At 61.6% G+C, this 12,106-nt stretch carries 12 protein-coding genes; all 12 read right to left on the bottom strand.

Annotation, left to right across the window (positions count from 1 at the left end; genetic code table 11):
* Positions 1 to 2: 2 nt before the first annotated feature.
* The 12 genes from KUA23_RS11900 to KUA23_RS11845 all read right to left on the bottom strand — a co-directional run bounded on the left by KUA23_RS11900 (position 3) and on the right by KUA23_RS11845 (position 12,106).
* A complete protein-coding gene (locus KUA23_RS11900) occupies positions 3 to 1,115 on the bottom strand; it encodes a polysaccharide biosynthesis/export family protein (protein ID WP_058425522.1) in 1,113 nt (370 codons plus the stop codon).
* Positions 1,116 to 1,202: 87 nt separating this feature from the next.
* The gene (locus KUA23_RS11895) at positions 1,203 to 1,442 is read right to left on the bottom strand and encodes a hypothetical protein (protein WP_058425523.1); all 240 of its coding nucleotides are present in this window, start codon (positions 1,440 to 1,442) and stop codon (positions 1,203 to 1,205) included.
* 180 nt (positions 1,443 to 1,622) lie between these two features.
* A complete protein-coding gene (locus tag KUA23_RS11890; protein ID WP_214497582.1) occupies positions 1,623 to 3,032 on the bottom strand; it encodes a mannose-1-phosphate guanylyltransferase/mannose-6-phosphate isomerase in 1,410 nt (469 codons plus the stop codon).
* A 23-nt stretch (positions 3,033 to 3,055) separates the two neighbouring features.
* Positions 3,056 to 3,514, bottom strand: coding sequence for a GDP-mannose mannosyl hydrolase (locus tag KUA23_RS11885; RefSeq protein WP_252994000.1), 459 nt, complete (start codon positions 3,512 to 3,514; stop codon positions 3,056 to 3,058).
* A 5-nt stretch (positions 3,515 to 3,519) separates the two neighbouring features.
* Positions 3,520 to 4,728, bottom strand: coding sequence for a glycosyltransferase WbuB (locus KUA23_RS11880; RefSeq protein WP_252993999.1), 1,209 nt, complete (start codon positions 4,726 to 4,728; stop codon positions 3,520 to 3,522).
* The gene (fcl, locus tag KUA23_RS11875; RefSeq protein ID WP_252993998.1) at positions 4,728 to 5,705 is read right to left on the bottom strand and encodes a GDP-L-fucose synthase; all 978 of its coding nucleotides are present in this window, start codon (positions 5,703 to 5,705) and stop codon (positions 4,728 to 4,730) included. The genes KUA23_RS11880 and fcl overlap by 1 nt, the downstream gene beginning before the upstream one ends.
* A 2-nt stretch (positions 5,706 to 5,707) precedes the next feature.
* On the bottom strand, positions 5,708 to 6,829 hold the full coding sequence (gene gmd, locus KUA23_RS11870) for a GDP-mannose 4,6-dehydratase (RefSeq protein WP_252993997.1): 1,122 nt from the start codon (positions 6,827 to 6,829) through the stop codon (positions 5,708 to 5,710).
* 69 nt (positions 6,830 to 6,898) lie between these two features.
* Positions 6,899 to 7,834, bottom strand: a complete 936-nt coding sequence (locus tag KUA23_RS11865) for a glycosyltransferase family 2 protein (RefSeq protein WP_214497577.1) — start codon at positions 7,832 to 7,834, stop codon at positions 6,899 to 6,901.
* Entirely contained in the window at positions 7,831 to 8,400 is a 570-nt protein-coding gene (locus tag KUA23_RS11860; protein WP_252993996.1) for an LbetaH domain-containing protein, read from the bottom strand. The genes KUA23_RS11865 and KUA23_RS11860 overlap by 4 nt, the downstream gene beginning before the upstream one ends.
* Positions 8,397 to 9,542, bottom strand: coding sequence for a glycosyltransferase (locus KUA23_RS11855; RefSeq protein WP_252993995.1), 1,146 nt, complete (start codon positions 9,540 to 9,542; stop codon positions 8,397 to 8,399). The genes KUA23_RS11860 and KUA23_RS11855 overlap by 4 nt, the downstream gene beginning before the upstream one ends.
* A 31-nt stretch (positions 9,543 to 9,573) precedes the next feature.
* Complete coding sequence (locus tag KUA23_RS11850) at positions 9,574 to 10,896, bottom strand: O-antigen ligase family protein (RefSeq protein ID WP_214497574.1); 1,323 nt, start codon at positions 10,894 to 10,896, stop codon at positions 9,574 to 9,576.
* Positions 10,874 to 12,106, bottom strand: a complete 1,233-nt coding sequence (locus KUA23_RS11845; protein WP_214497573.1) for a glycosyltransferase family 4 protein — start codon at positions 12,104 to 12,106, stop codon at positions 10,874 to 10,876. Before KUA23_RS11845 ends, KUA23_RS11850 begins: the two co-directional genes overlap by 23 nt.

Raw genomic sequence — 12,106 nt, 5'->3', positions numbered from 1 at the left:
CCCTATCGGCTGCTGGCTTCGCTCAGGTTGTTCTGGGTGGACGCGCCGATGCCGACGATTGTGGCCGAAGGGATCAACTGGCTGATGAAGCGGTTCCAGCGCGTGATATTCGCCGGGCCGACAAACACCACATCCTGGGGCTGCACATCAAAGCGCGTGGCCAGGGCCATGGCCGAAGGGGACGCAGCTTCCAGCTGGAACACCTTGGCCGGCTCGTTGGCGATGTTCTGCGCGCCGCGAATCACATAGATCGCGTCCGCGTTGGAGGTGTTCTGATTGACCCCACCCACCGAGCCGAGCACGTCGGAGAGGTTCATGCTGCGGGTCTTGAAGGTCAGGGCACGGGGCTGCATGACTTCGCCCATCACATAGATGCGCTTGCGGTCATTGTAGGCCAGGTACAACTGGTCGCCGTCCTTGAGGTAGATGTCGTTCAGGCGCGACTGCGCCAGGTTGAGCGTGTCGAGGTCCAGGGTGTAGCGCTTGCCGCCGCGGCTGAGCGTGAGGTTGGACAGATCGGCATTGAGCGGGTCGATCCCGGCGGCGCCCATGGCTTCCATCACGTTCAACGGGATGGTGGTGATCGGCACCGGCCCGGCCTTGGCCACCGCGCCGGTGATCACCACGCGCTGGCTGGCGAAGCGCAGTACGCTGACGTCCACCTGGGGGCTATCGATGTATTGGCGCAGCTTGTCGGTGATCTCACTGCGCAGCGCTTCAATGGATCGACCCTTGGCAACCAACTCACCCACGTAGGGGTAGAACAGGTTGCCCTCGGGGCTGACCAAGCGGCCGTTGGCGTCGATCTGTTGTTGCGGGCCGGACGGTGCCGTGAGTTCAGGGTGATCCCATACAGTGATATACAACGCGTCATTGGCGCCGATCAAATACGGGCCCGGCTTATAACTCAATAGTTCCGCAGGAATGGAATAAGGCACTTGGCTGGCCGCGTCCATGGCAAGTAACTTTGGTGTGATCGGAATCAAATCCACCCGGCTGTTTTGCGCGCCGCCACTTTCAGTCAACGCCGCCGTGTCCATGTATTGGCCCGGTGCGAACATGCAGCCCTGTAACAATGCAGCGGCCACGGCCGCCACAGAAAAAATACGCATCATAGTGCTCGGACACTCGCGATAAACGACAAGAAAAAAAGACTACTCGGGTGGGGAATCCAAGCAGTCTGAAAAGCGGAAGGTGGTGGATCAGTTGCCGGTGCCGGTGGTTCCGGTCGTACCGGTGGTCCCGGTGGTGGTGCCGCCGTTGGAACTGCCGCCGCTGTTGGACGCAGCCGCCACGCCGGCAACAATGGCGCTGGCGACCAGCAGGGTTTCCCCGACTGTCACCGAACCCGCGACCTTGGTACTGAGCCCTAACGGCAACTCGTCGGCCAACACCGTCGTACTCATGACACTGAGCACAATAACCGCCAGTGCTTTTCTCATAACAGACTCCTTATCGTCAGTGAGTAGCCGGGCCGATAGTGCCATCCAACTAAACAGCGCACCAGACGGGTAACTTCCAGGTGCATTAGTTGAAAATAACGTTTTACCGGCAAAGTGCCCGGCCCTCACTGCATTGCCGATGTTTGAAGTTATTCGGAACGTTATTAATTGTCGGAAACTTCAGGCCCTGCCGTACTTGTCTTCAAACCGGACAATGTCGTCTTCGCCCAGATAAGACCCCGACTGCACTTCGATCAACTCCAAAGGAATCACCCCAGGATTCTCCAGCGCATGCACCTGGCCGATGGGGATATAGGTCGACTGGTTTTCCGCGACCAGGTAGGTCTGCTCGCCATTGGTGACCCGGGCCGTGCCGCTGACCACGATCCAGTGTTCGGCGCGGTGGTGATGCATCTGCACCGACAATTTGGCTCCCGGCTTCACGGTGATGCGTTTGACCTGATACCGCGCGCCGCTGTCCACCGAGTCATACATGCCCCACGGCCGATACACCTCTCGGTGGTTGAGGTGCTCGTGCCGCCCGGCCTGCTTAAGCTGATCGACGATCCCCTTGACCTGCTGCACCTGCTCCTTGTGAGCCACCAGCACGGCGTCCTTGGTCTCGACGATGATCAAGTCGTGCACCCCGACGGTGGCGACCAGGCGGCTGTCGGCGTGCACATAGCTATCGCGGGTATCGAGCAGCAACCCATCACCGCGCAGCACATTGCCGCCGGCGTCTTTTGCACTGGCCTCCCACAGGGCCGACCACGAGCCGATATCGCTCCAGCCGGCGTGCAAGGGCACCATCACCGCGTCATCGGTTTTTTCCATCACGGCGTAGTCGATGGAGTCGTCCGGACAGGTGGCGAAGGTTGCCGCATGCACGCGGGTAAACGGCAGGTCCTGGCTACCGCCCTCCAGCGCCACGCGGCAGGCTTCGAGCATGGCCGGCTGGAAGCGTTCGAGTTCTGCCAAGTAGCGGCTGGCGCGGAACATGAACATGCCGCTGTTCCAGGCGTAATAACCGCTCGCCACATACTGCGCGGCCGTGGCGGCGTCCGGCTTCTCGACAAAGCGCTTGACCCGGTAACTGCCCTCGCCCACCGCCGTGCCCTGCTCGATGTAGCCATAGCCGGTATGCGCGCAGGTCGGGGTGATGCCGAAGGTCACCAGCTTGCCGGCCCTGGCCAGGGGCAGCGCCACTTCGAGGCTGGCATGGAACGCGGGCACATCTTCGATCAAATGGTCGGCGGCCAGCACCAGCAGGATCGGGTCCTGGTCCTCGGCAACCGCCTTGCACGCCGCCAGGGCGATGGCCGGCGCGGTGTTGCGCCCAACCGGCTCCAGCAGGATGCTCGCCTGCTCCATGCCGAGCTGGCGCAACTGCTCGGCCACTAGGAAACGATGCTGCTCGTTACAGATCAACTGCGGCAAGGCGACATTGGCGCCCTCCAGGCGCTGGATGGTCTGCTGCAGCATCGACAGGTGCGCATCGGTCAGGCGCAGGAACTGCTTGGGGTTCAGTTGCCGCGACAGCGGCCACAGGCGCGACCCCGAACCGCCCGCCATGATCACGGGTAACAACATAAATGCATCCTCGAGGCAGAGCGTCAAAAATAGGCGCGGCTGTTTTCATGCACGCGCGGGCTGAAGCGCAGTTCATCCTGTGGCCACCAACGGTACTGCTGATGTTGCTCGGTGGGCAGCAAGAGAATCTGCCCATCTTCCAGGTCCAGGCAATAACCGAGCACCACATAGTGGGTATCCGGCCCGCTGCCGGCATTGGCGAACACGCCGTCATCGTAGAAGTGCTCGTACACCCCGAGCAGACGCGCATTGGCGCGTTCAAACGTGCGTCCCAGCTCTTCGCCGGTGATGCGCCGGAACGCGCTGTCGAGGCTTTCGTTCTTGCGGATACGCCCCCCGGGCACGAACCAGAAACCAAAGGCTGGCCGGTTGACGCGCAAACCGAGCAAGACTTCGCCACGGCTGTTTCTCACCGCTAGGTCAATCGCCACCAACGGCGTCGAAGCCACGACCGTTTGGAAGGTCGGTAAATCAAGCCACATATCCATCAAACCTGTGCCAGAAAACGTTGCAGAATGCGTTCCTTGTCGAGGAACTCCTTGGCGTAATTCAACGCCACCTCATTACGCGTCGGCATTGCCAGTGCCCGCTCGATACCCGTGCTCAGTGCCGTGACCGATTCCGGCTCGATCAACACCGCAATGCCCTGATGTTCCTCGCACAGGCGGCCGAGGGTGGTATCGGGGTCGGCGGTGATAATTGCGTTGCCGCCCACGGCCAGAATGTTGGTGAGTTTGGACGGCAACACCGCATCTGCAACGCCGCGCTTCTGGATCACCAGGTGCACGTCGGCCGAGGCCAGCAGCGCCGGCAAGTCCTCGTAGGCCTGCAACGGCGCGAACAGCACATTGCGCAGCCCGTCACGCTGTACACGTTCGAGCAGACGCGCCTTGCCGGTGCCCTGGCCGACGATCAGGAACACCCACTCCGTGCGCTGGGCATGGGCCTGGGCGGCATCGAGGATCAGCTCCAGGCCTTGCTTCTCGCCGAGGTTGCCGGAGTACAACAACACCTTGGTTCCCGGCGGCACGCCCAGGCGTTGCAGCAACGCGCGGTCGCGCGGCACATCGCGAAAGCGTGCGGTCTCCGACCAGTTCGGAAAGAACATCAGCCGCTGGCTGTACACGCCCTTGCCCCGTGCCTTGTGGAGCATGCCGCTGGAAATCGTCGAGACCCGATCAAAGCGCCGCAGCAGCCAGCGCTCCACACCCAACGCCAGGCGCCGCAACAGCGAACCGCCGCCAATGCCCAGGCCGAGCATCGCATCCACTTCATAGTCCTGGACATGCAACACCGACCGCGCGCCACTGAGCTTGGCCAACAGCAACGCCTGGGGCGCACAGAACAGCGTGGGCACCACCAGGATCACCAGGTCCGGCTTCCAGCGCAGTTGCCCCAGCACCGCCACACACGAGCTGGCGGAAAAACTCATCAGGTGCAGCAGACGCGTCATCGCCGTGGGCTGGCGCGGTACGTAAAGCGGACAACGGATCACCGTCACGCCGGCATCCAGCTCGGTACGAAAACGCCACGGCGAATAGCCCTCGCCCACCTGCCACTGCGGGTAATACGGCGGCGCCGTGACTACGCGGACCTGATGACCTTGCGCCGCCAGCCAGCGCGCCTGTTCACCGCTGTACTTGCCGATACCGGTCAGCTCCGGGCTGTAATTGATGCCGTACAAAAGCACTTTCATCACTGGCCCCGAGGCTGTTCGAGCGCCGCGAGATAGGCGTTGTAGGCGTCACGCAAGCCCTCCTCCAGCGGCACGTAGGCTTCCCAGCCAAGGGCGTTGATACGGCTGACATCGAGCAACTTGCGCGGCGCACCGTCGGGTTTGTCGGTGTCGAAACGCAGGCGCCCCTGGAAGCCGGTGACCCGCACCAGCGCCTCGGCCAACTCGGCGATGGTGCAATCCACGCCGGTGCCTACGTTCAGGTGCGAGCGCATCGGCTGGGTCTGTTCGCGGTAGCGCGCCGCATCGAGTTCCATCACATGCACGCTGGCCGCCGCCATCTCATCCACGTGCAAGAATTCCCGTCGCGGTCGGCCACTGCCCCAGATCACCACCTCGTCATCGCCGCGCTGGGTCGCTTCGTGGAAGCGCCGTAACAAGGCGGCGATCACATGGCTGTTTTGCGGATGGTAGTTATCGCCCGGCCCATACAGATTGGTCGGCATCACACTGCGGTAATCGCGGCCGTGCTGGCGGTTGTAGCTTTCGCACAGCTTGATCCCGGCGATCTTGGCCACGGCGTAGGGCTCGTTGGTGGGTTCCAGTGCACCGTCCAGCAACACCGCTTCGATCATCGGTTGCGGCGCATGCACCGGATAGATGCATGACGAGCCGAGGAACAACAGTTGCTGCACGTCATGGCTGTGGGCAGCGTGGATCACATTGGCCTGGATCATCAGGTTCTGGTAGATGAAGTCGGCCGGGTATGTGGCGTTGGCATGAATCCCACCCACCTTGGCGGCCGCCAGGTACACCTGGTCGATACGGTGCCTGGCGAAGTACGCCTGCACGGCCGCCGGGTCGAGCAGGTCCAGTTCATCGCGGCCCGCCGTGAGTATCTGCGTATAGCCCAACGCCCAGAGGCGCCGCACGATGGCCGAACCGACCATGCCGCGATGGCCGGCGACAAAAATCCGCGCATCAAGATCACGTGCCATGTTCAGTTCTCCACCGCAATCGGTGCGTCATGCCCGTGCAGGCGCAGCAAGGCGTGGCGCTGGGCGATCTTGAGGTCTTCGCGGACCATCTCCGCACACATCGCCTGCGCACTGATTTCAGGCACCCAACCGAGCACGCGCTTGGCCTTGAACGGGTCGCCCAGCAGCGTCTCCACCTCGGCCGGGCGGAAGTAACGCGGGTCCACCCGGACAATCACGTCGCCCACCAGAATGCCCGGCGCCAGGTCGCCGTCGATGTGCTCGACCACCGCCACCTCCTCCACGCCTTCACCCACAAAGCGCAGGCGTAGCCCAAGCTCCGCCGCCGACCAGCGAATGAAGTCACGCACCGAATACTGCACACCGGTGGCGATCACGAAATCTTGCGGGCTGTCCTGCTGCAACATCATCCACTGCATGCGCACATAGTCCTTGGCATGCCCCCAGTCGCGCAGGGCATCCATGTTGCCCATGTACAGGCACGGCTCCAGGCCCAGCGCGATGTTGGTCAGGGCGCGGGTGATCTTGCGCGTCACGAAGGTTTCCCCGCGGCGTGGCGACTCGTGGTTGAACAGGATGCCGTTGCACGCATACAGGCCGTAGGCTTCACGGAAGTTCACGGTGATCCAGTAGGCGTACAACTTGGCTACCGCATAGGGCGAGCGCGGGTAGAACGGCGTGGTTTCCTTCTGCGGGGTTTCCTGCACCAAGCCATACAACTCGGAGGTCGAGGCCTGGTAGAAGCGGGTCTTTTTTTCCAGGCCCAACAGGCGGATCGCTTCAAGAATACGCAAGGTGCCCAGGGCGTCCACATCGGCGGTGTATTCCGGTGAATCGAAGCTCACCGCCACATGGGATTGCGCTCCGAGGTTGTAGATTTCGTCGGGCTGGACCTGCTGGATGATGCGCGTCAAGTTCGACGAGTCCGCCAGGTCGCCGTAGTGTAGGATCAGGTTTTTATGCAGGGCCTGCGGGTCCTGGTAAATATGATCGATGCGCTGGGTATTGAACGACGACGAACGGCGCTTGAGGCCGTGCACCGTATAGCCTTTTTCCAGCAGCAGCTCCGCCAGGTACGAGCCATCCTGGCCGGTAATACCGGTGATAAGCGCAACTTTGTTCATGTCTGTCTCCCGATTGATAGGCGAGCGAAGGCCGACACCCAAACTTGGGTGTTTGTTAAAAACGGTCAGTTACTTCTGTTTGGGCAGGTTCAAGTTATGGCCGGTCAACTTTGAGAGTTCCCGGACAATGGCTTCCTTATCGTTTAAATGGGCAATTGCGGTTTCCAGCTCCAGCACCTTGGCGCCCACCAGGAAGCGGTACCAATAGCCCTGGAGCAGGTGATAGACCAGGCCGCTGCGGCCATCGAGAAACCCCAGCTGGATGATGTAGCGCCACAAGAAATAGGCGGTCGAACTCAGGGTGAACGGCACGCGGTTATAGAGGCGGTTCTTGATCAGGCGCTTGGCCTTGGCCTGGAACGAACTCTGCCCCGTGTGCAGTTCATCGCGGATCGCAAACAACCCCAGCCGCGTGTTGAGCACTTCAATCGCTTCGCGGGTGGCGTACTGGTTGTGCTTGTGGGTGAAGAAGGTCAAGTCATGCAAGTTATGGTCGGCGAACCCACCTTCCAGAGTGATGGTGCGACCCTCGGCCACCGAGATGTGCTCGTCCATCCAGCGGTCTTCCATGCGCCCGAACCCGGTGCGCCACAGCCGTAGCATCCGCAACGGGTAACGCCCGCCATGCCGCACCCAGCGCCCCATGAAAATGTGCTTGCGCTTGAAGTTGATGCCGGTGATATCGCTGGCCAACGTCGGCAAGCGTGCGTTGATCTCGGCAGCGAGATCGGCCTCGATGATCTCGTCGGCATCCAGGCGCAGCGTCCAGTTGCCGGTGATCGGCAGGTTGTCCAGCGCCCACTGGAACTGCTTGGCCTGGTTGACGAACGGGTGCTGCACCACCCACGCGCCATGGGCACGGGCGATGTCGCAGGTGCTGTCGGTGGAGAATGAGTCCACCACCAGCACTTCGTCGCTGAAAGCCCGCACCGAGTCGATGGCCCGGGCGATGTGCAGGCTTTCGTTGTAGGTGAGGATGATCACGGTGATGGTTTCGCGCTTCATGGCGTGGGCTCCTGCACATGCTGGGTACGCAGGCCGATATGGCGGGACGGATGCCCGGCATGCACGGTCCACGGCTGCGCGATGCTCTTGATCACCAGGGTGCGGGCCCCCACCACCACGCCGTCAGCCACACTGACGCCTGGGGTGATGAACGCCTCGGCACACACCCACACGTGCTCCCCCAGCACGATGGGTTTTGCATACAGCTGGAAGTTCTTGCTGTTGTAGTCGTGGGAGCCGCCGCACAAATGCGCGCCCTGGGAAACCACGCTGTAGCGCCCAATGCGGATCAACGCCATGCTGTACAACGTGGTGCCATCGGCAATGCCGACATGGTCACCCAGCTCCAGGTTCCAGGGCGCCCAGACCTTGGCCCGTGGATACACGTGCACCCCCTTGCCCAACCGCGCACCGAACAGCCGCAGCAGAAAGGCCCTCCACGCATGGAACGGGCGCGGGCTGGTGCGGAACAGCGCCACGTACACCATGTTCCAGAGCTGGCGGCGCAGCCGATGGCCCAATGAGAACGAGGCTGAACGGTGCGGGTCATTGCCTTGAAGAATCACGGGAAGCACTCCCGCACAATCTCCAGCAAGCGCTGCGCACCGCGACGGATATGAAAGCGTTCGGCAAAGCACGCCCTGGCCCGCTCGGACATTTGCGTGTAAGCGGGCGCATCCAGCTGCAACCAGCGTTGCAGGTTGTGCAGGGCGCCGTCGGCGGTGTCGTCACTGACAAAGCCCACGCGATCCTTGTCGATTTCACGCCAGATATTGACCTTGTTGCTGATCAGCACGGGCTTGCCGCACGCCAGCGCTTCCGCCACCACCACGCCGAAATTTTCCTGGTGCGAAGGCAGGCAAAACACTTCGGCGGCGTAAAACGCGCCCCACTTTGCAGTCCCCTGCAACATGCCGGGCCAGCTGATGCGATGGGCAATGCCCGACTTTTCGGCCTGATCCTGCAGCGCCTGTACCCAACCGCCCTGATCGGGGCCGGCCATGACCAGGTGCAGCCGCTCGTCTTGCCCGGCGACCTGGGCAAATGCCTGCAGCAGGTGGTCGCACCCCTTCTTCTTATGGATGCGACTCAGGAACAGCACTACCCGCTTGCCCTTGAGTTCCGGGTGACCGGTGATGAAGTCCCGCGCCAGGCGCGCCCCATCGGCCGGTGGGCTGGCAGTGCCATACGCCGTGATCGTTTCATGGGCGCGATACAGCCAGAACGACTCACGCGCGCGGATTTGCTCTTCTTCACTGGTAAACACCACGCGCCGCGCATCCCTCAGCACCCGGTATTCGCCCCATGGCCAGTAGAGCCATTTCTTCAGATGCTTGAGCGGGTATTCGTGCTTGAACCAGGGATCCAGCATGCCGTGGGTATACACGATGTAAGGTCGTCCCAACTTGTTCAGCACCTGGCGGGCGACAAACCCGTGGTACTGCCACAAGCCGTTGATAATGAAAAAATCATAGTGCCGGGCGTGCTGCTCCAGCCATTCGCGGATGTTGCCGTTCAAGCCGTAGCCGAATCGGCTTGGCCCCATGAAATGCACGGTGCCGGGATAGTCCACCGCGAACTCGGCATCCAGCGTCAGGACATCCACGCGATGCCCCTCCTGGGCGAGCACCGTGTCGATTTCCCGGGCCGCGTTGATCGGGCCGCCTTTTTCCGGTCTGACCGAAGAGATGATTCTTAGTAACTTCACGTGCTGTCGTCCGCTGATGCATTAAGTAGGTTCAGGTTTTCTTGCAGGCCGCGAGAATCAGGCAGGCATACAGCACGCCAAACGCCAGGAATGTGCCCTGCATGGTCATGACCCCGTTGAACAGGATCGGCGCCAGGAAACCGCACAGCAGCAACGGCACCCCGGTGCCTTGCCTGACCAGCGCCGTGTAGGACTTGAGCAGTAACCAAAGCAGCACGAAGATCCTGAACAGGATGAACATCAGCCCGGCGGGCAGGCCCATTTCCAGCACGATGCGTGACCATTCATCTTCGGCCAGTAAAAAACCTGCGCCCTGCTCCCGCCCTGCGCGCAGGATCGTCGAGGCGGCGTTGGTGCCCGAACCTATCCCGTGGCCCCACAACGGCGCGTCATCGACCACACGCGTGAACGCATACAGGCTGGAGAACGCGCGAGTGACCGGCGAGCCTTCACTGGCCACGGCGCTGCGGTTGCGCTCCACCAGCACCTGGTAGCTGTCGGTGGACATGAAGATCAGCAGGCTGACAAACAACGCGGCCGCCAGGAAAAACAACGACAACAGGTTGCGTTGCGATTTCTTGATCAAGGCGACCATCAACGCCGCCAGCAGCACAATCGCAGCGTACGCATAGATCGCCCTGGACCCCGTGAGAAAACACATCACCGCCACCGCAGCCGCCGACACGCCAAACAGCCCATAGCGCCGGGCGAACACGGCACGGAACAAGGCCTTGTCAAACACCGCCGCGACCAGGAATGCAAAGCAGGCCGACACGTACACCACATGCCCGGCCGTGAACGTGAAGGTGCCGTAGGGCCGCACGACACCGTCGGCAATCATGAAAATGAAGTCATCATCACCAATGCCTTTGTTCACATACGCCTGGGGTCCGGACGAATACTGCAGCACCACCAGCACGCTGATCGGGATCGCCGCGAACAGCGTGATACGGGCGAACCGATAGACATCCGTCAACCTGAGCGTCTTGCCAGCGACAAATATCAACGGGAAATACAGCAGGTAGTTGCGCACGCCGTAGCCGTAGATGACGAAGCCTTCAGGGCTGCTCAACAGAAACGCGGCCACCAGCAGGAAGAACACCATGACCAGCACGACAAAGTAGGCCGACACCAGGTTTTTCGAGAAAAAACCGAACCGGTAGGCGCACCAGTAGATGTAAAGGACGATCGGGTCCTTGATGAAATAGATGACCGAACTGAGGCTCGGCATCACCCACTTGCGCAAGACCCCTTCGAACAGGATGAACAGGTAGATAAGCACGAAGGCGCTGACCACCCGCGTGCGGTAGCGCTCATGCAGGCTGACCCTGTCAGGAATGGCCAAGGATTGCATCCATCACCTCCCTGGCGTAGCTGTCCCAGGTGGTTCCACCGGCAGACAACACAGCGTTGTGCTGCAACGCCCTGAGCTTGTCCTTGTCTTCGGCCAGCTCAACCAGACGGCTGGCGATCGCTTCGGCAGAACGGATCGGCACCACATAACCGTTGAAACCCTCGACGACCAGGTCGGCCGCACCGCAGTTCTGCGACACGATCACCGCTGTGCCCGTGGACAAGGCTTCACCTACCACCAGGCCAAACGCCTCGGCGACCGACGGCAGCACCAGCACATCGGCCTCCAGCAAGTGGCGGATAACGTCATCGTGGGACGCGGAACTGAACCACTGGTACTTTTTCAGCTCGGCATTGAGCACGGGGTTGCGACCGTTGGCGTAGTCGCCACCGATCACCGTGACGTCCAGGGCAACGCTGCTCGCCGCAAGATTCAACGCGTCGAAAAAGTACGAAATGCCCTTTTGCTGGGTCAGCGCGCCGACATAAATCACTTTCAGTCGTGCACCTGGCCGGGCGCTTGCTTCATGACGCACCATCGGCGCCGGCGCGCCATAGGGCGTGATCGCAACCTTGCCTGGCGCAACGCCGTGCTCACCCAGGGTGCGCTTGGCAAAGGTACTCGCCACTATGATCCGGTCTGCCAAGGCCAACTCGGCCGTCTGTTTGCGCATGGTGTCATCGCTGATATCGGGAATGCTGGCACGCCAGGCAGGGTTGGCCTCGCGCTCATGCTCAAGCATCCTGCAGGCGTAGGCGATGGAGCCGAAGGCCGCCTCATAATTGAGGGTGATGTCGCCGATGTCGCGGGCGGCGCTGAACAAGCCCAGGCACTTGCCGTCATAGCCGTACACCTGGCTGGGTTTGCGCGGGGTGTTGTAGAGGAAACCGGCGCTGGCCTGGTCAATGTGGTTGTAGACGTTTTCCGGGCAGAAGATGCCGGTGTTGCGGCGTGTCAGGCGATACCACTTCAGTTTGTCGCAGATCACACGCGGCACGTCATAACGCGGGTAACTATGCAGCAACGCGCCATCGACCTGATCGAACGTACGCCGCAGGCACTCCTTGCCCACCACCGGCAGACGGCAGAGGAACGACCCCTTATGCAGTGCCAGCGAGGTATGGAACGAGTGCAGCAACTGCCGTTGATTCAACGCGCGCAGCAACGCGCGGACATTCTGATTACCAACGGGATGAGCGACCAGAATCAT

Source organism: Pseudomonas pergaminensis, from assembly GCF_024112395.2.
Classification (GTDB): domain Bacteria; phylum Pseudomonadota; class Gammaproteobacteria; order Pseudomonadales; family Pseudomonadaceae; genus Aquipseudomonas; species Aquipseudomonas pergaminensis.
This window is presented reverse-complemented; position numbering and strand designations above follow the sequence as displayed.

Bases quoted from the DNA above. Each gene is read 5' to 3' on its own strand.
- KUA23_RS11900 (WP_058425522.1), bottom strand. From the start codon at position 1,115: ATGATGCGTATTTTTTCTGTGGCGGCCGTGGCCGCTGCATTGTTACAG.
- KUA23_RS11895 (WP_058425523.1), bottom strand. From the start codon at position 1,442: ATGAGAAAAGCACTGGCGGTTATTGTGCTCAGTGTCATGAGTACGACG.
- KUA23_RS11890 (WP_214497582.1), bottom strand. From the start codon at position 3,032: ATGTTGTTACCCGTGATCATGGCGGGCGGTTCGGGGTCGCGCCTGTGG.
- KUA23_RS11885 (WP_252994000.1), bottom strand. From the start codon at position 3,514: ATGTGGCTTGATTTACCGACCTTCCAAACGGTCGTGGCTTCGACGCCG.
- KUA23_RS11880 (WP_252993999.1), bottom strand. From the start codon at position 4,728: ATGAAAGTGCTTTTGTACGGCATCAATTACAGCCCGGAGCTGACCGGT.
- fcl (WP_252993998.1), bottom strand. From the start codon at position 5,705: ATGGCACGTGATCTTGATGCGCGGATTTTTGTCGCCGGCCATCGCGGC.
- gmd (WP_252993997.1), bottom strand. From the start codon at position 6,829: ATGAACAAAGTTGCGCTTATCACCGGTATTACCGGCCAGGATGGCTCG.
- KUA23_RS11865 (WP_214497577.1), bottom strand. From the start codon at position 7,834: ATGAAGCGCGAAACCATCACCGTGATCATCCTCACCTACAACGAAAGC.
- KUA23_RS11850 (WP_214497574.1), bottom strand. From the start codon at position 10,896: ATGCAATCCTTGGCCATTCCTGACAGGGTCAGCCTGCATGAGCGCTAC.
- KUA23_RS11845 (WP_214497573.1), bottom strand. From the start codon at position 12,106: ATGATTCTGGTCGCTCATCCCGTTGGTAATCAGAATGTCCGCGCGTTG.